This is a genomic window from Nocardia lasii, from assembly GCF_042658545.1.
Taxonomy (GTDB): Bacteria; Actinomycetota; Actinomycetes; order Mycobacteriales; family Mycobacteriaceae; genus Nocardia; species Nocardia lasii.
Genome location: NZ_JBHSQN010000001.1, coordinates 331,370 through 352,349, shown reverse-complemented (window position 1 = coordinate 352,349; position 20,980 = coordinate 331,370). Strand labels below are relative to the sequence as shown.

The 20,980-nt window shown below is 67.8% G+C and carries 24 protein-coding genes; 16 read left to right on the top strand and 8 right to left on the bottom strand.

The annotated features are described in order from the left end of the window. Positions 1-194 precede the first annotated feature (194 nt). Genes ACFP3H_RS01710 through ACFP3H_RS01700 form a run of 3 tightly spaced genes read left to right on the top strand, consistent with a single transcriptional unit; the run spans position 195 to position 2,859 of the window. Positions 195-1,196, top strand: a complete 1,002-nt coding sequence (locus tag ACFP3H_RS01710) for an ATP-binding cassette domain-containing protein (RefSeq protein ID WP_378598437.1) — start codon at positions 195-197, stop codon at positions 1,194-1,196. A 5-nt stretch (positions 1,197-1,201) separates the two neighbouring features. Then, a complete protein-coding gene (locus ACFP3H_RS01705; RefSeq protein ID WP_378598434.1) occupies positions 1,202-2,005 on the top strand; it encodes an ABC transporter permease in 804 nt (267 codons plus the stop codon). Then, positions 2,002-2,859 carry an ABC transporter permease gene (locus tag ACFP3H_RS01700; RefSeq protein WP_378598431.1) on the top strand — a complete coding sequence of 286 codons (858 nt, stop codon included), beginning with the start codon at positions 2,002-2,004 and terminating at the stop codon, positions 2,857-2,859. Before ACFP3H_RS01705 ends, ACFP3H_RS01700 begins: the two co-directional genes overlap by 4 nt. A 69-nt stretch (positions 2,860-2,928) precedes the next feature. Here ACFP3H_RS01700 and ACFP3H_RS01695 read toward each other — a convergent pair whose 3' ends face one another. The 4 genes from ACFP3H_RS01695 to ACFP3H_RS01680 all read right to left on the bottom strand — a co-directional run bounded on the left by ACFP3H_RS01695 (position 2,929) and on the right by ACFP3H_RS01680 (position 6,762). Then, positions 2,929-4,113: a lycopene cyclase family protein gene (locus ACFP3H_RS01695; RefSeq protein ID WP_378598428.1), complete on the bottom strand. Its 1,185-nt coding sequence runs from the start codon at positions 4,111-4,113 to the stop codon at positions 2,929-2,931. Positions 4,114-4,173: 60 nt separating this feature from the next. Further along, positions 4,174-5,346, bottom strand: a complete 1,173-nt coding sequence (locus tag ACFP3H_RS01690) for an ABC transporter permease (protein ID WP_378598426.1) — start codon at positions 5,344-5,346, stop codon at positions 4,174-4,176. Next, positions 5,343-6,221, bottom strand: a complete 879-nt coding sequence (locus ACFP3H_RS01685) for an ABC transporter ATP-binding protein (protein WP_378598423.1) — start codon at positions 6,219-6,221, stop codon at positions 5,343-5,345. The genes ACFP3H_RS01690 and ACFP3H_RS01685 overlap by 4 nt, the downstream gene beginning before the upstream one ends. A gap of 64 nt (positions 6,222-6,285) precedes the next feature. Beyond that, positions 6,286-6,762: a hotdog fold domain-containing protein gene (locus ACFP3H_RS01680; RefSeq protein WP_378598420.1), complete on the bottom strand. Its 477-nt coding sequence runs from the start codon at positions 6,760-6,762 to the stop codon at positions 6,286-6,288. Between the two features lie 555 nt (positions 6,763-7,317). Here ACFP3H_RS01680 and rpsJ point away from each other — a divergent pair. The 11 genes from rpsJ to rpsQ are packed head-to-tail and all read left to right on the top strand — an operon-like array spanning position 7,318 to position 12,567. Then, positions 7,318-7,623: a 30S ribosomal protein S10 gene (gene rpsJ / locus ACFP3H_RS01675; RefSeq protein WP_040804197.1), complete on the top strand. Its 306-nt coding sequence runs from the start codon at positions 7,318-7,320 to the stop codon at positions 7,621-7,623. 17 nt (positions 7,624-7,640) lie between these two features. After that, the gene (gene rplC, locus ACFP3H_RS01670) at positions 7,641-8,306 is read left to right on the top strand and encodes a 50S ribosomal protein L3 (protein ID WP_378598416.1); all 666 of its coding nucleotides are present in this window, start codon (positions 7,641-7,643) and stop codon (positions 8,304-8,306) included. Continuing rightward, complete coding sequence (gene rplD, locus ACFP3H_RS01665) at positions 8,303-8,977, top strand: 50S ribosomal protein L4 (protein ID WP_378598413.1); 675 nt, start codon at positions 8,303-8,305, stop codon at positions 8,975-8,977. The genes rplC and rplD overlap by 4 nt, the downstream gene beginning before the upstream one ends. After that, entirely contained in the window at positions 8,974-9,279 is a 306-nt protein-coding gene (gene rplW / locus ACFP3H_RS01660) for a 50S ribosomal protein L23 (RefSeq protein ID WP_067448314.1), read from the top strand. Before rplD ends, rplW begins: the two co-directional genes overlap by 4 nt. A gap of 33 nt (positions 9,280-9,312) precedes the next feature. Continuing rightward, complete coding sequence (gene rplB / locus ACFP3H_RS01655; RefSeq protein WP_378598410.1) at positions 9,313-10,149, top strand: 50S ribosomal protein L2; 837 nt, start codon at positions 9,313-9,315, stop codon at positions 10,147-10,149. 14 nt (positions 10,150-10,163) lie between these two features. Next, positions 10,164-10,445, top strand: coding sequence for a 30S ribosomal protein S19 (gene rpsS, locus ACFP3H_RS01650; protein ID WP_378598408.1), 282 nt, complete (start codon positions 10,164-10,166; stop codon positions 10,443-10,445). After that, complete coding sequence (gene rplV / locus ACFP3H_RS01645; protein ID WP_378598406.1) at positions 10,442-10,843, top strand: 50S ribosomal protein L22; 402 nt, start codon at positions 10,442-10,444, stop codon at positions 10,841-10,843. The genes rpsS and rplV overlap by 4 nt, the downstream gene beginning before the upstream one ends. A 1-nt stretch (position 10,844) precedes the next feature. After that, positions 10,845-11,642 (top strand): 30S ribosomal protein S3, encoded by a 798-nt coding sequence (gene rpsC / locus ACFP3H_RS01640; RefSeq protein WP_067491148.1) that lies wholly within the window; start codon positions 10,845-10,847, stop codon positions 11,640-11,642. Between the two features lie 3 nt (positions 11,643-11,645). Continuing rightward, positions 11,646-12,062: a 50S ribosomal protein L16 gene (gene rplP, locus ACFP3H_RS01635; RefSeq protein ID WP_378598403.1), complete on the top strand. Its 417-nt coding sequence runs from the start codon at positions 11,646-11,648 to the stop codon at positions 12,060-12,062. Next, positions 12,062-12,301, top strand: coding sequence for a 50S ribosomal protein L29 (gene rpmC / locus ACFP3H_RS01630; RefSeq protein ID WP_378598401.1), 240 nt, complete (start codon positions 12,062-12,064; stop codon positions 12,299-12,301). The genes rplP and rpmC overlap by 1 nt, the downstream gene beginning before the upstream one ends. Beyond that, positions 12,298-12,567 (top strand): 30S ribosomal protein S17, encoded by a 270-nt coding sequence (gene rpsQ, locus ACFP3H_RS01625; RefSeq protein WP_378598399.1) that lies wholly within the window; start codon positions 12,298-12,300, stop codon positions 12,565-12,567. Before rpmC ends, rpsQ begins: the two co-directional genes overlap by 4 nt. Positions 12,568-12,716: 149 nt before the next feature. On the opposite strand, the gene ACFP3H_RS01620 is transcribed toward rpsQ, so the two are convergent. The 3 genes from ACFP3H_RS01620 to ACFP3H_RS01610 all read right to left on the bottom strand — a co-directional run bounded on the left by ACFP3H_RS01620 (position 12,717) and on the right by ACFP3H_RS01610 (position 16,883). Beyond that, entirely contained in the window at positions 12,717-14,876 is a 2,160-nt protein-coding gene (locus tag ACFP3H_RS01620; protein WP_378598397.1) for a hypothetical protein, read from the bottom strand. Between the two features lie 192 nt (positions 14,877-15,068). Next, a complete protein-coding gene (locus ACFP3H_RS01615; protein WP_378598395.1) occupies positions 15,069-15,803 on the bottom strand; it encodes a CPBP family intramembrane glutamic endopeptidase in 735 nt (244 codons plus the stop codon). 138 nt (positions 15,804-15,941) lie between these two features. Then, positions 15,942-16,883, bottom strand: coding sequence for an RluA family pseudouridine synthase (locus ACFP3H_RS01610; RefSeq protein ID WP_378598393.1), 942 nt, complete (start codon positions 16,881-16,883; stop codon positions 15,942-15,944). Positions 16,884-16,976: 93 nt separating this feature from the next. On the opposite strand from ACFP3H_RS01610, the gene ACFP3H_RS01605 reads away from it, so the two are divergent. Next, entirely contained in the window at positions 16,977-18,809 is a 1,833-nt protein-coding gene (locus tag ACFP3H_RS01605; protein ID WP_378598391.1) for an ABC transporter ATP-binding protein, read from the top strand. Continuing rightward, positions 18,806-20,542: an ABC transporter ATP-binding protein gene (locus ACFP3H_RS01600; RefSeq protein ID WP_378598389.1), complete on the top strand. Its 1,737-nt coding sequence runs from the start codon at positions 18,806-18,808 to the stop codon at positions 20,540-20,542. Before ACFP3H_RS01605 ends, ACFP3H_RS01600 begins: the two co-directional genes overlap by 4 nt. Here the strand turns inward: ACFP3H_RS01600 and ACFP3H_RS01595 are convergent. Next, positions 20,539-20,958 (bottom strand): TIGR03667 family PPOX class F420-dependent oxidoreductase, encoded by a 420-nt coding sequence (locus tag ACFP3H_RS01595; protein ID WP_378598388.1) that lies wholly within the window; start codon positions 20,956-20,958, stop codon positions 20,539-20,541. The two genes, ACFP3H_RS01600 and ACFP3H_RS01595, sit on opposite strands and share 4 nt — an antisense overlap. Positions 20,959-20,980: the final 22 nt, after the last annotated feature.

The following is a 20,980-nucleotide window of genomic DNA, read 5'->3' as shown; positions in this document are numbered from 1 at the left end:
CCCCTGCCCTGCCCCGGTGAGCAACCTCACCGCCGGGGCGCGCGAACTATGCCGGTCTGCGCAGACTCGGCCAGGAAAACTGTCGGACCGGTAACATCGCGCCGAACGGTTTGGATCCCTTACCGGGAAGTACTGCTTCCGCGTGCGCTCGTCTCGTTCAGGGCCGTGCGCACCCGGCCGATGGTGGAGAGTTGATGCCGAGTTCGATCTCAGTGGAGAAGTCCGCAGATGGTGTCGTGTCACGCGACCCGGAACCCGCGGTGCTGGTGTCCGATGTGCGCAAGTCGTTCGGCGACGTGCACGCGCTGCGTGGCATCAGTTTCCAGGCCGACAAGGCCAGTGTGCTGGGCATCCTCGGCCCCAACGGCGCGGGCAAGACCACGATGGTGAAGGTCCTGTCGACCCTGCTCCGCCCCGATTCCGGCGACGCCGTGGTGGCCGGGCACAGCGTGCTCACCGACCCCGCGGCCGTGCGCCGCTCGATCATGATGACCGGCCAGTACGCCGCGCTCGACGAGAACCTGACCGGCCGGGAGAACCTCGAGCTGTTCGGGCGCCTGATGGGCCTGACCAAATCGGCCGCCCGCAAGCGCGCCGAGGTGCTGCTCGAGGAATTCGACCTGGTCAGCGCGGGTAAGCGGGCCGTGCGCAACTACTCCGGCGGCATGCGGCGTCGCGTCGACATCGCCTGCGGGCTGGTCGTGCGGCCCGAGGTGGTGTTCCTCGACGAGCCGACCACCGGCCTCGACCCGCGCAGCCGCCAGGGCGTGTGGGACCTGGTCACCGCGCTCAAGAACCAGGGCATCACGGTGCTGCTGACCACGCAGTACCTCGAAGAGGCCGACGTGCTCAGCGACAACATCATCGTCATCGACAAGGGCACGGTCATCGCCGAGGGCACCGCCGACCAGCTCAAGGCCAAGACCGGCGGCAACTACTGCGAGATCGTCCCGCTGGACCTGAGCCGCATCGCCGCCACCGTCAAGGCCCTCGGTGATCTGGTCCCGGCCGCCGTCGCCGCCGAGATCGACGGCGCCGACAAGCTGTCGATCCCCGCCCCCGAAGGCGCCGCCACGCTCGCCGAGGCACTGCGCAGGCTCGACAACGCCGGCATCGAACTCGCCGACATCGCGCTGCGCAGGCCCTCGCTCGACGACGTGTTCCTGTCCATCACCGGTCACTCGGGCGGCCAGTAGTGAGCGTGTCCACCCCCGCGGCGACCGCGCTGTTCGCCGAACTCCCCGAGGTGCACCCGAACAGCTTCGCGCAGTGGCGCGCGCTGACCGGGCGCATCGTCTACACGATGGCCACCAAGGGTGAGCTGATCGTGGCGGTGCTCTTCCCGCTGGTGATCACGGTCGCCTTCTACCTGCCCCTGCGCTACGTCATGCAGGTCCAGGGCATCGACTACGCGCAGTACGTGATGCCGATCATCGTCTTGCAGACCATGGCGATGACGATGATGTCGAACGCCCAGCTGGCCGCCTTCGAGGCACTCACCGGCCTGAGCACGCGCCTGCAGACCATGCCGATCGGCGCGCTCGTGCCGCTGATGTCGCGCATCTGCGCGGGCATGGTCCGCTCCACGGTGTCGCTCGCGGCCACCATCGGCTACGGCTTCATGATCGGGTTCCGGTTCACCGGCGGCCTGCCCCAGGCACTCGCGTTCTGCGGTTTCGCCCTCGCCGTCGGCGTGGTGCTCACGCTGGGCGCCGACGCGCTCGGCAGCCTCACCAAGAACCCCGAGGCGCTCAGCCAGGCCCTGACCCTGCCGATCCTGATCTTCGGCATGCTCTCGACCGGCTTCGTGCCCGAGGCCGCCTTCCCGAGTTGGGCGCGAGCCTTCGCGCGCAACCAGCCGATCTCGCAGTTCGCCCAAACCCTCAGCGATATGGCCGCCGGCCAGCTGAGCTGGGCGGGCAGTTGGGTGTCGCTGGTCTGGATCGGCGGCGCGGCGGTTCTGTTCCTCCCACTGGCGGTGTGGGCGAGTGTGAGGCGATCATGACAACTACCGAGAAGCTCCCCTCGCAGGCGGCGGTGGCCCAGGCCGCGGCCCAGCTGCCGGTGGTGAAGGCCAAGCCCGAGAACGCGCTGTCGACCTGGTTCGTCCACAGCCTGCTCCAGTGCAAACGCCTGCTCATGGTGTGGCTGCGCGACCCATCGACCACCATCCAGGTCATCGCCTACCCGGCCGTGACCCTGCTGATGTTCCGCATCGTGCTCGGCGACTACATCACCGCCTACAGCGGCACCCCCAGCATCTACGGCCAGGCCGCGCTGCTCACCCTGATCGCGGCCATGACCGGCGCGGTCGTCAGCGCGCTCGGCTTCAAACGCGAGAAGGCGTCCGGGCTGCTCAGCCGGTTCTACACGATGCCGCTCAACCAGGCGTCGCTGCTGACCGGGCGACTGCTGGCCGAGGTGCTGCGCATCCTGGTCACCACGATCATCGTGCTGCTCGTCGCGGTGCCGCTGGGGTTCCTGTTCATGGAGGACCCGCTGGCCAATATCGCGCTGGTCTGCGTGCCGGTGCTGTTCGGCCTCGGGTTCGCGGTGATGGTGACCGCGCTGGCCACGATCACCGAGGGCGTGATGCTGGTCAGCCTGATCGGCATCGTCAACACCCTGCTGATGTTCTTCAACACCGGGTTCGTCCCGGTGATCGCCTACCCCACCTGGTTGCAGAGCATCGTCGCCAACCAGCCGATGAGCTGCGCGATCGACGCGATGAAGGGGCTGTCCTACGGCGGCCCGGTCGCCGAACCGCTGCTCAAGACCGTCGCGTGGACGGTCGGCATGATCGTGGTCTTCGCCTACCCGGCGATCGTCGGCTACAAGAAGGCCGCGCAGTCCTCCTGAGGTGGCATAACCGTGCAGCCGATGTCGTTTCGGGCCGAATTCGCGCCCATGCGGACATCGGCTGCACGTTTATGCCAATGTTTCGTCGACCGAGGCCGGGGCGAAGGGGTAGTCGAGCCAGCGATCCCGGTTGGTCCAGCCGACCAGGTCGTAGCGCCAGCGGAACGGCCAGGTGTGGGCCACGGTGTTGAACAGGGCCGCGCCGAGGGCGGTGTAGTCGTCGTGGGCCGAGAGCAGGGCGCGCTGGCGGCGGTCGGATTCGGTGAAGAACGCGTCGAACATGGCGATGGACTGGTCGGTGGTGAGTCGGCCCAGGCCCCACAGGCCGCGCATCCGCATCCAGTAGACGGCCCGCGCGCGCAGCGGCCACAGGGCGTCGATCGGGCTCTCGCCCCGCTGGACCGCCGCGACCGCGGTGTCGGCCAGGGCGAGCGAGTCGGCCACGCTGTAGCCGGTACAGGGATGCATCATGCCGCCGCGCGAGCCGAACGGGACCGCGACGGCGGTGCCCTTCTTCGGCGGGGGCTGGTCGAGGGGATAGTGGGCGGCCTCGTGGGGTTCGTCGCCGGTGAGGGTGATGCCGTGGGCGGCCATCCGGTTGAGCGTGCGCTTGCGTAACTCGTGCTGCGGCATCCCGCCGCGCAGGCCGAGACTGGTCTCCTCGAAGATCACCGTCCCGTCCCCGAGCGGGACCGCGTAGAGGAACGACGGCGGCTCGTCGGGGCCCGCACCGTTCTCCGGCCGCCAATCCAGCAGCAGCCCTTCGCCTTCGGCGACCATCGGGGCCGCGGTCTCGGCGTCGACGAAGATGCCATGGGCCGAGGCGGCGCGGCGACGGCCGAGCGTGGGCAGGCCCCTGGTGTCGAACACCGTGCCCGTCGAGATCACCGTGCCGTCCGCGAGTTCGACCTCGTGCGCGTCGACCCGACGTGCGCGGTCGGCGAAAACCGTCGCGTCGTCCAGGGCGAGGGCGGCGTGCAGGCCTGCCTTCGACAGCACGCAGTAGGGGCGTTCGATCCGGTGCTCGGCTTTCGTCCACACCGTCGGCGCGGCGATCAGCTGGGCGACCGCGTCGGCGGGCAACCAGTCGGGCAGCTCGTCGACCCAGCAGGAGAAGGTGGGCGGGAACAGTCGATCCGGGCGCGGGTCCACCGCCGCCACCCGCAGGCCCGCCACCGTGGCACGATGCGCCAAACCCCGCCCGGCCGGGCCGAGGCCGACCACACAGATATCGAATTCCCGCGCAACGCTCACGCTCTCATCCAATCCGGCGACCCACAGCCGTGCAAGCACCGTGTGCCGGTCCTCACGTCCCTAGTCCTCGAGCGCGAGGGCCTGACGCATCGTCAGGCGACCCTGGGTCTGCATGAGCGAGCGGCGGTAGATCTTCTCGGCCAGCACGACGATGCCGTAGGTGGCCACGCCCATCAGGGCCAGCGCGACGAACGGTTCCCACCAGGCCGCGGTGCCCTCGGCGAGCCGGGCGGGCATGGCCACGATCGAGGTGATCGGGACGTAGGAGGCCACGACGCGGGCCGTGCCGGTGACGAAGATGCCGATGAACAGCACGATCATGATGAACATGGTCAGCGGCGTCGAAGTGGACTGGAGGTCCTCGCTGCGGGTGGCCAGCGCTCCCGCGACGGCCCAGAGGCTGGCCAGGGCCAGGAACCCGACCACGAAGAAGACGACGAACCAGCCCGCCGCCCCGGCGATCTGCCCCAGCTGCGCACCCCGATCGGTGACCGCCAACCCCGTCAACCCGGCCCCGACGAACAGCACCAACTGGATGAACGCCAACACCGTATTGCCCGCGACCTTGCCGATCAGCAACTGCCGCAACGGCATCGCACTGGCCAGGATCTCCACGATCCGGTTCTGCTTCTCCTCCACCACGCTCTGCGCGATGGACAGCCCGAACAGCACCGAGGCCATATAGAACAGGAACGCGAACACGAACGCGACGATCTTGCTCAGACCCGGGTCGATCGCGCCCGGTTCGAGCAGGTCGTAGGTCACCGTCGCGCCCCGACCCAGCTCCGCGAGCGAGATCCCCGCCGCGGCGGCATTGCGTTCCAGCGTGAGCTGTCGCACGGCGGCGGTGAGGTAGGTGGTGGCGTTGTCGTTCTCGGCGTTGCGGCCGATCAGCTGCCAGCCGTCGGGTTCGGCGGGTACGAGGCCCACATCGACCTCGTCCTCGCGCACGAGGTGTTCGACCGCGGCGCGGTCGGCGACGACGCGGGCGCTGAAGGAGACATCGTCGCCCTCGGTCAGGCCGTTCGCGGCGTCGAGCACCACCGAGGCATCGGCGCCGAGCACCGCGACCTCGACCCTGTCGGGCCTGCTGCTGAGGAAACCGCTGATGGCCAGCGAGGCGACGATCGCGACGATGGTCACCACCGTCGAGATCACGAAGTTGCGATCGCGCAGCTTCACCACGATCTCGCGGCCCGCCACGATCCGCCACACACCGCTCGACCGGCTCATGCCGTCACCTCCCGGTAGATCTCGGTGACGGTGGGTCGGACCTCGGTGAACTCGCGCACCGAACCCCGCGACAGCGCCGTCCGCAACACCGCGTCGGTGTCGCCGCCGTCGAGCTCGAACAACACGCCCGGCCCGGCACTGTCGACCACCCGGATCCCCGGCTGCTCGCGCACCCAGCCCGGATCGCCGTCGACCACCAGCCGATACCGGGTGCCGCCCTTGGACCGCAATTCCTCGACCGAACCGTGCCCGACCACCTTGCCCGCGGCGAGCACGACCAGCTGATCGCACAGTCGCTCGACCAGGTCCAGCTGATGCGAGGAGAACAGCACCGGCACACCCTGATCGGCGAACTCGCGCAGCAACTCCACCATCGAGTCGACCGCCAGCGGATCGAGACCGGAGAACGGTTCGTCCAGGATCAGCGCCGAGGGCTGGGCGATCACCGCCGCCGCGATCTGCACCCGCTGCTGATTGCCCAGCGACAGCGATTCGAGCTTGTCCTTGCCGCGCCCGGCCAACTCGAACCGCTCCAGCAGACTCGCGGTGCGCGCCTTGGCCGCGTCGGTGGCCAGACCGCGCAGGCGGCCCAGGTAGACGAGCTGATCGAACACCGGCTGCTTGGGATAGAGGCCGCGTTCCTCGGGCATGTACCCGAACGAGCGCCGGTCCAGTTCGGTGGCCGGGTGCCCGTGCCAGCGGATCTCGCCGGACTGAATTGCCAAGACCCCCATGATCATTCGCATGGTGGTGGTCTTGCCCGCGCCGTTGCCGCCGACGAATCCGGTGAGCGCGCCGGGACGCACCGTGAACGACACGTCGTCGACCGCGACGTTGTCCCCGAACCGGCGCGTCACGCCGGCGACTTCCAACATCGGAACTCCCCATCCTGTCGTCTTGTCGACCACCGTACCGGCGCGGTGGGGCGCCACCGACCGATCAGCGCGGCGTGACCCAGGTGGTGATCTCGGCGTGCACGACCTCGATGCCGTCCCTGTCGTAGATCGAGACGGGGACGGTCAGCTCCGTGCCCTCGGTGATCGTCGCGAAGTCCGGGACCTCGGCCAGCTTCGCCACCGCGCGCAGGCTCGATTCGGCCTTGGCCAGGTACTGCACGTTCATCGACTTGGGGATCCAGCGGTGGGTGGTGGGCACCGTGGCCTCGCTGAGCATGCCCATCGCCACCTCGGCCAGATTGCAGGCCGCGATGGCGTGGAAGGTGCCGAGGTGGTTGTGGATGCCGAACCACTTCGGCGAGGTCACCTCGCAGACGCCGGGCTCGAGCCGGATCACCTGGGGGAGCACGGTGCCGAAGTAGGGGACCCGGGCGACCATGCCGAGGGAGAACAGGGCGTGCCCGATGCGGTTGTCGGGCAGCTTCTTCCAGCCGCGGTAGGTCGCGGTCTCGTGTGTCATGCGGTTATCTTACTCAGAAGTAAGTTCGGCGGGAAGCCTCCGATGACCAGGGCGGGCGTCGCGCCAGCTACCATGGACCGGTACAGCCCAGCCGGCGGTGCGGTCCAGGTATGAGCCTCTTTGGGGGCGTGATCGATGCCTCATGACCCCCGATTTGAAGAGCCTCGTCGGCATGGTGCATACTGTTCGGGTTGCCTTGTGCAGGATTGTCTACCTCTTCGGAGGAGATGGCCTGAACAGGGGGAGCAGTAGTTTGTATCTCGCCGGTTCGCCGGTGTGGATACGTTCGGGACCACGTTTTCCCGGCCCAGTGGTGAGTAGTTGACCGGGGTCGGAGAATGAGCGTTAGGGCGACACGCCCGACCGCGTGGACCGGAGAACCATGACAGATGAACAGCGGCGAGGACTAGGTAGTGCCTTCTTGGTGCCCTGGTTGCGGGTCTTCAGTGGGAAACCACGCTGGGCCGTCTTCGTGTGTTCGGGCTGTGCAAATGAGGGTGGTGCAGGAGCCAGCTCCTGTGACCACGAAGGAAAGCGGAGAAAAGGACACTTAGCGTGGCGGGACAAAAGATCCGCATCAGGCTCAAGGCCTATGACCACGAGGCGATCGACGCGTCAGCGCGCAAGATCGTGGAAACGGTGACCCGCACCGGCGCCCGTGTGGTCGGGCCTGTGCCGTTGCCGACCGAGAAGAACATCTACTGCGTCATCCGTTCGCCGCACAAGTACAAGGACTCGCGCGAACACTTCGAGATGCGCACGCACAAACGCCTCATCGACATCCTCGACCCGACGCCGAAGACGGTTGACGCGCTCATGCGCATCGACCTGCCGGCCAGCGTCGACGTCAACATTCAGTGACGGGGACTCGAGACACAATGACTGACAACAAGAACCGGCCCGCAGCCGGCATCCTGGGCACCAAGCTCGGCATGACCCAGGTCTTCGACGAGAAGAACCGCGTCGTCCCGGTCACCGTCATCAAGGCGGGCCCGAACGTGGTCACCCAGATTCGTACCGTGGAGCGCGACGGCTATTCGGCCGTGCAGATCGCTTTCGGCGCCATCGACCCGCGCAAGGTGAACAAGCCGACTTCCGGCCAGTTCGCCAAGGCCGGTGTCACCCCGCGCCGCCACGTCACCGAGATCCGCGTCGCGGATGCCTCCACCTTCGAGATCGGCCAGGAACTCTCGGCCGACGTCTTCGAAGAGGGCGCCTACGTCGACGTGACCGGAATCAGCAAGGGCAAGGGCTTCGCCGGCACCATGAAGCGTCACGGCTTCAAGGGCCAGGGCGCCTCGCACGGTGCGCAGGCTGTGCACCGTCGCCCGGGTTCCATCGGTGGCTGTGCCACTCCCGGCCGCGTGTTCAAGGGCATGCGCATGTCGGGCCGTATGGGTAACGACCGCGTGACCACGCAGAACCTCTCGGTTCACAAGGTCGACGCCGAGAACGGTTTGCTCCTGGTCAAGGGTGCTATCCCCGGCCGCAAGGGCAACATCGTGATCGTCAAGAGCGCCGTGAAGGGTGGTGCGCACGCATGACCAGCCTCGACAAGAAGGCCAACCTGACGCTGACCGTTAAGGCCGCAGGCGGCAAGACCGAAGGCACCGTCGAACTCCCCGCGGAGATCTTCGACGTGACCGCCAACGTCGCGCTGATGCACCAGGTCGTCATCGCGCAGCTGGCCGCCGCTCGCCAGGGCACCCACTCCACGAAGACTCGTGGCGAGGTCTCCGGTGGTGGCAAGAAGCCGTACCGCCAGAAGGGCACCGGCCGCGCCCGTCAGGGCTCGACCCGTGCGCCGCAGTTCGCCGGCGGTGGCACCGTCCACGGCCCGCAGCCGCGCGACTACAGCCAGCGGACCCCCAAGAAGATGAAGGCCGCCGCCCTGCGCGGTGCCCTGTCGGACCGGGCCCGCAACGAGCGCATCCACGTGATCACCGAACTGGTCGCGGGTCAGGCCCCGTCGACCAAGGTCGCCAAGGACTTCCTCGCCGAGCTCTCGGGCCGCAAGAAGTTCCTGGTCGTCGTCGGTCGCGAGGACGTCGCCGCGTGGAAGAGCGTGGCGAACCTGCAGAACGTGCTGCCGATCGCCCCGGATCAGCTCAACACCTACGACGTGCTCAACAGCGACGACGTGGTGTTCAGCGTCGAGGCCCTGAACGCTTTCGTTCACGGTCCCGCCGAGGCGGCCCAGGAGGAGAGCAAGTGAGCACCATCGCCGACCCCCGCGACATCCTGCTCGCACCGGTCATCTCGGAGAAGTCCTATGGGCTGATCGAGGAAGGCACCTACACCTTCCTGGTGCACCCGGACTCGAACAAGACGCAGATCAAGATCGCCGTCGAGAAGGTTTTCGGCGTCAAGGTCACCAGCGTCAATACCGCCAACCGTCAGGGCAAGCGCAAGCGGACCAAATTCGGTTACGGAAAGCGCAAGGACACCAAGCGCGCACTCGTGACCCTCTCGGCCGACAGCAAGCCCATCGAGATCTTCGGAGGACCGGTCGCGTAAGCGACTGGCGATCCAGAAAGTAGAGAAGAACTCATGGCAATCCGTAAGTACAAGCCGACAACGCCGGGCCGTCGTGGCGCCAGCGTCTCGGACTTCGCCGAGATCACCCGGTCGACGCCGGAGAAGTCGCTGCTGCGCCCGCTCACCAAGTCCGGTGGTCGTAACGCGCACGGTCGCATCACCACGCGTCACCGCGGTGGCGGTCACAAGCGTGCCTACCGTCTGATCGACTTCCGTCGGCTGGACAAGGACGGCATCCCGGCCAAGGTCGCTCACATCGAGTACGACCCCAACCGCACCGCCAACATCGCACTGCTGCACTTTGCCGACGGCGAGAAGCGCTACATCATCGCGCCGAAGGGCATCAAGCAGGGCAGCCCGATCGAGTCCGGCCCCACGGCCGACATCAAGCCGGGTAACAACCTGCCGCTGCGCAACATCCCGACCGGTACCACGATCCACAACGTGGAGCTGCGTCCGGGCGGCGGCGCCAAGCTGGCTCGTTCCGCCGGAATGAGCATTCAGCTGCTGGGCAAGGAAGGGCCGTACGCGACCCTTCGTATGCCCTCCGGTGAAATCCGCCGTGTCGACGTGCGCTGCCGCGCCACCGTCGGCGAGGTCGGCAACGCCGAGCAGTCGAACATCAACTGGGGCAAGGCCGGCCGTATGCGCTGGAAGGGCCGTCGTCCCACCGTCCGTGGTGTCGTCATGAACCCGGTCGACCACCCGCACGGTGGTGGTGAGGGTAAGACCTCCGGTGGTCGCCACCCGGTCTCCCCGTGGGGTCAGCCGGAAGGCCGCACCCGCAAGCCCAACCGCCCGAGTGACAAGCTCATCGTTCGCCGTCGCAAGACCGGCAAGAAGCGCTAAGGAGGAGGTAAGAAATGCCACGCAGCCTCAAGAAGGGCCCGTTCGTCGACGACCACCTCCTCGCGAAGGTGGACGTGCAGAACGACAAGGGCACGAAGCAGGTCATCAAGACCTGGTCGCGTCGTTCGACCATCATCCCCGATTTCATCGGCCACACTTTCGCCGTCCACGACGGTCGCAAGCATGTCCCGGTGTTCATCTCGGACAACATGGTCGGCCACAAGCTTGGTGAATTCGCGCCGACCAGGACGTTCAAGAGCCACGTCAAGGACGACCGGAAGAGCAAGCGGCGATGACTGAGACCATTCAGAACCCGACTGCCCGCGCAACGGCCAAGCACGTTCGGGTCACCCCGATGAAGGCGCGTCGCGTCGTGGACCTCGTCCGCGGCAAGAGCGTCGAGGACGCGCTGGCGATCCTGCGGTTCGCACCGCAGGCTGCCAGCGAGCCCGTGGCCAAGGTCGTGGCTTCGGCCGCGGCGAACGCCGAGAACAACCTGGGCCTCAACCCGGCGACGCTGGTCATCTCGACCGCGTTCGTCGATGAGGGCGCCACCATGAAGCGCTTCCAGCCGCGGGCCCAGGGCCGTGCGTTCCGGATCCGTAAGCGCACCAGCCACATCACCATCGAGGTCGAGAGCGTGCCCACTGCCGGCGCTGCCACTCGTAGCCGCCGGAAGGGAGGGGCCAAGTAACATGGGACAGAAAATCAACCCCCATGGCTTCCGCCTCGGTATCACCACCGACTGGAAGTCGCGTTGGTACGCGGACAAGCAGTACGCGGAATACGTGAAGGAAGACGTTCAGATCCGCAAGCTCCTCGCCACTGGCATGGAGCGGGCAGGCATCTCGAAGGTCGAGATCGAGCGCACCCGTGATCGCGTCCGTGTGGATATCCACACCGCGCGTCCCGGCATCGTGATCGGTCGTCGTGGCGCGGAAGCCGACCGCATCCGCGCCGAGCTGGAGAAGCTCACCAAGAAGCAGGTTCAGCTGAACATCCTCGAGGTCAAGAACCCCGAGTCGGATGCGCAGCTGGTTGCTCAGGGTGTGGCCGAGCAGCTGTCCAACCGTGTGGCGTTCCGTCGTGCGATGCGTAAGGCCATTCAGTCGGCCATGCGTTCGCCGAACGTCAAGGGCATCCGCGTGCAGTGCTCGGGCCGCCTCGGTGGCGCCGAAATGTCGCGCTCGGAGTTCTACCGTGAAGGTCGCGTTCCGCTGCACACGCTGCGTGCGGACATCGACTACGGCCTCTACGAGGCCAAGACCACCTTCGGTCGCATCGGTGTGAAGGTCTGGATCTACAAGGGTGACATCGTCGGTGGTCGTCGTGAGGTGACCGCTGCCGCTGCCGCTGCGCCGGATCGCCAGCGTCGCGAGCGTCCGAGCCGCCCTCGTCGGTCCGGCGCCACTGGCACCACCGCGACCAGCACCGAGGTCGGTCGCGCCGCCACTGCAGTGGCGGAGGCTCCGGCAGAGAACAAGGAGGGCTGACGCATGCTGATGCCCCGTAGGCTCAAGCACCGCAAGCAGCACCACCCCGGTCGCTCGGGTATGTCCAAGGGCGGCACGGCGGTGGCCTTCGGTGAGTACGGCATCCAGGCTCTCGAGCCCGCCTACGTCACCAACCGTCAGATCGAGTCGGCGCGTATCGCAATGACCCGCCACATCAAGCGTGGCGGCAAGATCTGGATCAACATCTTCCCCGACCGCCCGCTCACCAAGAAGCCGGCCGAAACCCGCATGGGTTCCGGTAAGGGTTCGCCGGAGTGGTGGGTCGCGAACGTGAAGCCCGGTCGGGTCATGTTCGAGATGTCTTACCCCAACGAGGAGACCGCTCGTGAGGCCCTGCGCCGCGCGATGCACAAGCTCCCGATGAAATGCAGGATCGTGACCAGGGAGGAGCAGTTCTGATGGCTACCGAAACACCGGCCGCAGAGCTCCGTGAGCTCAACGAAGAAGAGCTCGTGGCCAAACTGCGCGAGTCGAAGGAAGAGCTGTTCAACCTGCGCTTCCAGATGGCGACGGGTCAGCTCGACAACAACCGTCGACTGCGCGTCGTCCGCCACGAGATCGCGCGCATTTACACGGTCATGCGTGAGCGCGAGCTCGGCCTGGCCACGGCGCCCGCTGGCAAGGGAGATGCGGCATGAGCGAGAACACCGAAGAGCGCAACAGCCGCAAGGTTCGCAGCGGCTACGTTGTGTCCGACAAGATGAACAAGACGATCGTCGTCGAGCTGGAAGACCGTCACCGGCACAAGCTCTACGGCAAGATCATTCGCACCACCTCCAAGGTGAAGGCGCATGACGAGAACGAGATCGCCCATGTCGGCGACCACGTTCAGCTGATGGAGACCCGTCCGCTGTCGGCCACCAAGCGCTGGCGTCTGGTCGAGGTCCTGGAGCGGGCCAAGTAAGGTCCCTCCTCGATCCATCGAGATCGTTCGCACGAAGGCCCGTTTCCCCTTGTGGGAGGCGGGCTTTCGTCGTTGTGGCGGTGTAGTGCCGTCATACGACGAAGGCCCGCTCCCGGTGTGGGGCGGGCCTTTTGTCGTGGGTGCTGGGGTCAGCCGGTGAAGGCGTAGGGCTGGCGGATCTTGTGGGCGAACTCGACGATGTTGGTGACCGTGCTGCTGGGGACGCCGACCTCGCTGCCGATGCTGCGCGGGGTCCAGGATTGGTCGGTGAGTTCGAGGATCTCCTCGATCTGTTCGAGGGTCAGGCGCAAGGGGTTGCGGGTGGCGATCTGACGGGCCAGGGCGCGAACTTCGGTGTCGTCGTAGTCGAAGTCGTCGGCGGGGGTGTCCTCGTCGAGGTCCGGGGTGTTCGATTCGGTCGACAGGTCTTCGTCGGTGATCGCGTCGTCGGGTTCGGATGCTCCGGCTTCTGGCTCCGCGGTGCTCGGCTCGGTAGTGGTGGGCTGTTCGGGGTGAGGTGCGATGCCTTCGGCGGCACGCGCGTTCGGATCGGCTAAGGCAGCGGGCTCGGACGGCGACGCGGGCTCGGACGGCGACGCGGGCTCGGACGGCGACGCGGGCTCGGACGGCGACGCGGGCTCGGACGGCGACGCGGGCTCGGACGGCGACGCGGGCTCGGACGGTGCGGCGGGCTCGGCTGTCGTGTCGAGGTCGATCGCGGGCAGCTCGCCGTCGGTGTGGGTCGCGCCGACAGTCGGAGTCGGGGAGGCGGTCCGGCGGGTGTCGGTGTGGACCGCGCCGACAGGCGAAGTCGCGGGCGCGGCTGACGTGCGAGTCGCGGCGCCCCGCTCGGTCGAATCGCCTCGAGGGCTCTCCGGCTCGGCGACCAGGATGAGCTCCTCGGCGAGGGTGAGCTGTTCGGGCTCGGCCGGGGGGTGTGGATCGGTGTGCGCCACCGGGGAATCGGTGGGTGAGGTATCGCCATCGGGGTCACGGGCGACGACGCCGGCGTGCATCGTCGCCTCGGGAACCGGGTCGGTACCGGTCGCGTCGCCAGCGGGCGACTGCGCGGCGGTGGTGACCGGTATTCGCCGCAAGGTGGTGGCGGCGCCATGGGGCCGCACGTGCTCGCTGCCGTTGCGGCGATGGTCGGCGGCCGTTTTGTGGATGAGTTCGAGGCCGCCGGGGGTGTTCGACTTGTCGGTAGCGGGTCGGCGAACCCCGTGCGAGGAGAGGCGAGGCGCGGCGGCGGTGATCCGCTCGGCCTCGGCGACCAGGTGGTCCACGCCGAAGTCGGGCTCGGTGACGAATGGCTGAGCGTCGACCGGCTGAGCGTCGACCGGCTGAGCGTCGACCGGCTGAGCGTTGACCGCCTGGGCACCGACCGGCTGGGCGCTGACCGCCTGGGCGCTGACCTGCTGGGCACCGACCGCCTGGCCGCTGACCGGTTGAGGGTCGACCAGCTGGGCGCTGACCGGCTCGGTTCCGACCGGCTGAGCCCGCCCGGCGGGGGAGTGGCTGACATCCCCGGGCATTTCCACCGACGCACTCTCGATCAACATCGCATACCGCGCCGACACCCACGCGTGTAACCAGATCACCACCCCGACCATCACCGGTGCGATAGCGAATTCGGCTGCGCGGCCGAAGGATCCGGCGGCGAGGTGGGGGCCGGTGTTGAGGGCCACGGTGGTGCCGAGCAGGGCGAGTTCGAACAGGAGGACCTTGCCGCGTTCGAGTTCGCGTCCCCAGCGGGCGGCGGTGGTGGCGGCGACCATGATGACGATGATCGGGATCGAGATCATCGCCTCGATGCCGAAGCTGAGCCAGTAGAGCGGATCGCTCATGTCCCCGCTAGGCACGAGGTTGCGCTGCACGTTCACCCCGGCCCACACCATGCCGAGCACCACGACCCCGATCAGCGCCCGCGACGACCATTCCGCCCGCTTGTACAGCTGAGCCAGCCGCGCGTCGGCACTGGAGACCCGGCGTCGCGCGGCGAGGGCTTGGCGATGCCAGCGCGCGTCGGCCTCGTCGGTGCGGCGAATACGCCCGCCGGTACGTCGGTCCCGCTGCTCGGCCGCGAGCTCGTCGACGACCGCTTGGCGCCGCTGTTTGCGCCGCTGGCCCCGAACCCATTCGGCCAACTCGCGTTCAGCGCGGATCTCGGCATCGGAGAGCGCCTCGTAGAGAGCCGTGTCGTGTTGCAGCGGCAGCTTGTCCCGAGCCGCGGCAACCCGCTCGGCCAGCGCCGCGATCTCGGAGTTCGGCGCGACACCCGCGTTCTCGATCGACCGATAGTCGGACATCTCGCGCCTTCCGCGTCACTCGAACACATGAACTATCGAACATATGTGTGATTGCAGAAGAGCGTAAACCCCGACCGTGCCCCGGTCAACGACACCAGGTCGATTCCCGGCGTTGGACGTTTGATCACCACGCTCTGGTGACGCGAACGCGCGCGAATTCGACCGTGAGAGCGTGGTGATCGACTGACCAGCTCAGCGCAGGGCGGTGTGCCAGACGAGGGCGGCGGCCAGGGCGCCCGCGCCGTTGAGGGACCAGTGCAGGGCGATGGGGGCGAGCAGGCTGCCGCTGCGGCGGCGCAGCCAGGTGAAGACCATGCCGGCCGCGGCGGTGGCGAGGACTGCCAGCGTGATGCCGGCGATCTGGCCGACCACGCCGCCGCCGACGATGCCGGACAGGCCCTTGTTGCCCGAGGTCAGGCCGAACGAGGACGCGATATGCCACAGGCCGAACATGAGCGACGCGGCCGCGAAGAGTCCGCGCACGCCGAGGACGCGATCGAGGGTGCCGTGCAGGACACCGCGGAACGCGAGTTCCTCGGGAATCACGGTCTGCAACGGGATCACGATCATCGACGCGATCAGCGCGCCGGAGATCGTCGCGTACCGGTCGGCGAGGAAGAACGGCCGGGTGATCGGCAGCAGCGCGCCGATCGCGACGGCGGTTACCACGATCCCGACCGCGCCGACCGCGTAGAGCGTGCCGCGTTTCCAGTGCCGCGGCGAGAGCCCGAGTTCGGCCCAGCCGAGGCCGCGTCGGCGCATCAGCGCGAGCAGCGCGACGGCCGCGATCGGCACGATGACGATATTGGCCCACGCGGTGGTGAAGTGGGCGATCAGGTTGGTGCCCGCCAGCACGACGAGCACCACGGCGACGTCGATATAGGCATGGAGTTTCGGCCGCGAGGCGGCCACAGTTGTCACGGGCACCCGACCGAGTGTACGGAAATATCACGAAATGAAAACGGTCCGGTCAACGCAGGTCAACCACCATTTTCGCGTCCGATACCGGGTCGACCGGCCCGAAGTCGCGCGATCAAGATCGATCGGATTCGGCGGGCCTGTGAGCTACTCGACAGCCGATTCGGACCATCCGGGCAGATCCGTCCACGCCCGCAACGCGCGCCGCGTCTCGAACCGTCGCGGCGCACCGGTCACCGGGTCCGTGAACTCGAGCGACGCGGCCAGTAATTGCAGGGGCCGGGTGTAGTCGTCGACCGGTTTGTCGGTGATCACCGGGTAGAAGTCGTCGCCCAGAATCGGCACGCCGAGGCTGTTCATATGCAGCCGGAGTTGGTGGGTGCGCCCGGTGTGCGGCCGCAGCCGGTAGCGCCCGAGTCCGTCGCGGTGCTCGAGCAATTCCACCTCGGTCTCGGCATTGGGTTCGCCGTCCACCTCGAACGCGGCGAGTACCTGCTTCTCCTTGATGATCCGGCTGCGCACCGTGCGCGGCAGCGCGAGGCCGGGGTCGTAGGGCGCGATGGCCTCGTATTCCTTGCGCACGGTCTTGCGGTGGAACATCGTCTGATAGGCCCCGCGGCGCGCCGGATTCACCACGAACAGCAGCAGCCCGGCCGTGACCCGGTCGAGTCGGTGCGCCGGGATGAGGTCGGGCAGGTCGAGGTCGTTGCGCAGCCGCACCAGCGCGGTTTGCAGGATGTGTTGGCCGCGCGGGATCGTCGCCAGGAAGTGTGGTTTGTCGATCACGAGGATGTCGTCGTCGCGGTGCACGATGCCGATCTCGAACGGCACCTCGGTCTCGTCGGGCAGGTCCCGGTGGAACCACACCGCGCCGCCGGGGACGTATGGCGAATCGGGCGCGAGTGGGCCGTCCAGGTCGACGATCTCGCCGGCGGCCAGCATCGCGTCGATCCGCGCCGGGTCCACGCGCGGCAGCCGTTCGACGAGGTGGTCGCGCAGGCTCGCCCACTGCCCGTCCTCGGGGAGTCGGAGTCGGGCGGGATCGAGGCCGTGCCGTTTCGGCAGCGGCGGCTGCTGCCTACGTCGCATGACAGCAGTCTGGTGGGGTTCATCGCGAGGGACAACTTAGGCTAACCTTTGTCAGCGGCGGTTGCCGTGGACGGGTCGAGAGGCGAGAACGATATGACGGTGCAGACAGCGCCGCCGGTGGGGGAAGAGTCGGGCAACCGGCTACCCAAGGCGACAGCGAAGGCGCGCAAGCAGCGCGAGGCGGCGGCGCGCAAGGAGATCCTGGCGCCGGTATCGGGAATGCTGACGGTGGCGAGTCTGCTCGTGGCGCTCGCCTCGGTCTGCTCGGTGGTCCCGTTCCTGCTCATCGTGGCGGCCTGCCGCGAGCTGCTCGAGTCTCCCGTCGACACCGACCGCGTGTGGTGGCTGTTCGGCGCGGCCGTGATCGTGCTCGTCGTGCGCGCGCTGCTGCAGGTGGTCGCGCTCACCTGGTCGCACGCGGTCGACGCGGGCTACCAGCTCACCCTGCGCAGGCTGCTCGCGGCCAAGCTCACCCGGGTGCCGCTGGGGTGGTTCGGCGAGCGCAGCTCCGGTGAGGTCAAGGGCTATCTGCGCGACGATGTCGACGCCCTGCACTTCCTGGTCGCGCACGCGCGCCTCGATTTCATCGGCGCGGCGGTGGTCCCGCTGGTCACTCTCGGTTACCTGTTCACCGTCGACTGGCGGCTCACGCTGGTCCTGATGATTCCGCTGATCGCCTATTTCGTCCTGTTCGGCAAGATCATGGACCGCGACGGCCGCGACCGCCTCGCGGTGTACACCCGGTGGGAGCGCCGCCTGTCCGCCGCCACGGTCGAGTTCGTCGACGGCATCCAGGTGGTGCGCGCGTTCGGTCAGGCGGGCAAGGCGCACAAGGAGTTCCAGGACGCGGTCGAGGGGCAGGTCACCGCGGCGCATCGGATGAAGACGCCGATCATCCGCGTGCAGGCGGCCTCCGACATCGTGGTGATGCCGGTGTTCGTGATGCTGGTCGTGGTTCTGGGCGGGCTCGCCGGTGTGGGTCTGGGCTGGGTCGATCCGCTGGATCTGCTGCCGTTCCTGCTGGTCGGACTCGGTATCGGTAGTTCGCTGCTCGGCCTCGGCTACGGTTCGCAGGCGCTGCGCGCCGGTGGTGCGGCGGCTCTGCGCCTGCACGAACTGCTTCAGACCCCGGAACTGGATATCACCGAAACCCCGGCGGGCGTGCAGACCGGCGTGGTGCGTTTCGAGGGTGTCGAGTTCGCCTACCGCACCGGCCACGACGTGCTGCGCGGCATCGATGTCGAACTGACTCCCGGCACCATCACCGCCCTGGTCGGCCCGAGCGGTTCGGGCAAGTCGACCCTGGCGAAACTGCTGCCCCGCTTCTACGACGTCGGCGCGGGCCGAATCACCATCGACGGCCGCGATATTCGCGAATTCACCAGCGAGGAGCTCTACCGCACAGTCGGATTCGTGTTCCAGGATGTGCGCCTGATCCGTGGCAGCATCCGTGAGAACCTGCTGCTGGCCCGCCCAGACGCCGATGACGCGGCCATCGAGCGCGCCACCCGCGCCGCTCAGATCCATGACCGGATTCTGGCCCTGCCGCGCGGCTACGACTCCGAGATCGGTGTCGACGCGACCCTTTCCGGCGGCGAGGCCCAGCGCCTGTCGATCGCCCGCGCCCTGCTGGCCGACACCCCGGTCCTTGTCCTCGACGAGGCCACCGCCTTCGCCGACCCCGAGTCCGAGGCCGCCGTCCAGGACGCGCTGGCCGCGCTGGTCTCCGGTCGTACCGTGCTGGTCATCGCGCACCGCCTGCACACCATCACCGGTGTCGATCGAATCCTGGTGCTGGACAACGGCACTCTCGTCGAACAGGGCACGCACGCGCGGTTGCGCGCCGCCGGTGGGCTGTACCAGCAGCTCTGGCAGATCAACGAAGACGCGCTCGGCGCGCTCGCCCTGGTGGAGGAAACACGATGATTCGCAAGGTTTTCCGCCTCGTCCCCGACGAGTTCGCTCCGCTGATCCCGCGCCTGCTCGTCGTCATCGTGTTGCAGGCGCTGTTCCAGGCGGTCGCGTATCTGCTGCTGGTTCCCGTGCTGGAGGCCCTGTTCGGTGACGATCTGAGCGGCGCCTGGCTGTGGGCGCTCGGGATGACCGTCGCCGTGGCCGGGGTGGTCGTGTTCGGTTTCGGGCAGGCCGTGATCGGTCTGCGCATCGGCCTCGGCATGCAGCGTGGTCTACAGACCCGGCTCGGCGATCAGCTCAACGCGCTGCCGCTGGGCTGGTTCGAGGATCGGGACGCGGGCCCGCTCTCGCGCGTGATGGTCGAGCAGGTCCGCGAGATGCAGGGGCTGATCGCCTACCTGCTCACCAAGGTGCTGACCGGCGTCATCGTGCCGCTGGTGGTCGCGCTCGGGATGCTGTTCATCGACTGGCGGGTCGGCGTGGCGATGTTGCTCGCCGCGCCGGTGCTCTACCTGGTGAACAATCTCGCCAACCGCGCCTACACCGGCGCCGACACCCGCCTGCACGACGCCGCCGCCGAAGCCGATTCGCGGGTGGTGGAGTTCGCGCAGGCCCAGCCGGTGTTGCGCGCGTTCGGCGCGGTCGGCGCGGGCAACAAGAAGCTGGATTCGGCGCTGGTGCAACAGCGTTCGGCCGTGCTGAAGATGATGGTCGCGACCATTCCGGGTCTGACCGTGTTCGCCCTGTTCGTGCAGGCCGTGTTCCTGGTCCTGGCCTACCTCGCCGTCGTCCAGGTGACCGACGGCGCGATCTCGGCCGCCGCGGCGATCGCGCTGATCGCGGTGAGCGCGCGTTTCATCGAACCGGTGAACCAGGCCGCCCAGCTCGGCACCGCCCTGCGCTCGGCCGCCGCGGCCGCCGACCGCATCACCGACCTGCTCGCCGAGCCGACCCTGCCCGCCGCGACCGAACCGGTCACCCCCGGCGCGCCCGCGGTGGTCTTCGACGAGGTGAGTTTCGGCTACCGCGCCGACAAGCAGGTGCTCTCGGACCTGTCCTTCACCGTCCCCGCCGGCACCACCACCGCGATCGTCGGCCCGAGCGGTTCGGGCAAGACCACCCTGCTGCGCCTGGCCGCCCGCTTCTACGATGTCGATTCCGGCGTGGTCTCGGTCGGCGAACACGATGTGCGCGACCAGCCCTCGGACACCCTGCTCGACCAGCTCTCCCTGGTCTTCCAGAACGTCTACCTGTTCAACCGCTCGGTCGCCGACAACATCCGCATCGGCAAGCCCGACGCCACCGACGAGGAATTGCGCCGCGCCGCCGAGGCCGCCAGGGTCGACGAGATCATCGCCCGCCTGCCCGACGGCTTCGACACCACCGTCGGCGAGGGCGGCACGTCCCTGTCCGGCGGTGAGCGCCAACGGGTTTCGATCGCCCGCGCCCTGCTCAAGGCCGCCCCGATCGTCCTGCTCGACGAGGCGACCAGCGCCCTGGATCCCCACAGCGAAGCCGTGGTCGTCCGCGGCATCCACGAACTCACCAAGGACAAAACAGTCCTGGTCGTGGCCCACCGCCTCTCGACGATCGCCCACGCCGACCAGATCCTGTTCCTCGACAACGGGCGCATCGTCGAACGCGGCACCCACCCCGAACTCCTGGCCCTCGACGGTCGCTACGCCGCCTTCTGGAACGAACGCGAACGAGCCACCGGCTGGCGTCTGGAACCGGTGTCGGCCTAGAACCCGCGCAGTTTGTCCGGGGTGATGCGGATGGGGACCGAGTAGGACTCGAAGAACTCCTGCTCGGTCATCTTGATGCTGACGAAGCCCTTGGTGTATTTGCGGGCGTAGTGGGCGATTTCGTCTTCGGTGGGCGGCTCGTCGACGCGGGCGCTGCCGGTGAAGACCGCGACGTCGCCGCCGGTTTTCGTGGCGTTGAAGTTCAGCGAGACGTGCGGGTTGTGGGCGAGGTGGCGCAGCTTCTTCGCCTTGGGCATGGTGAAGATGAGGAACTCGTTGTTCTCCCAGTGGAACCACACGGGGTTGGGCTGCGGGGTGGTGTCGGCACCGACGGTGGTCAGCCAGATCACCGTCTCGTGGATCAGCCGTTTGCCGACTTCCTCGCCGAAGGGGGTGGCGGCATCGATGATGGACACGGTGTTCTCCTCGCAGGTAGGG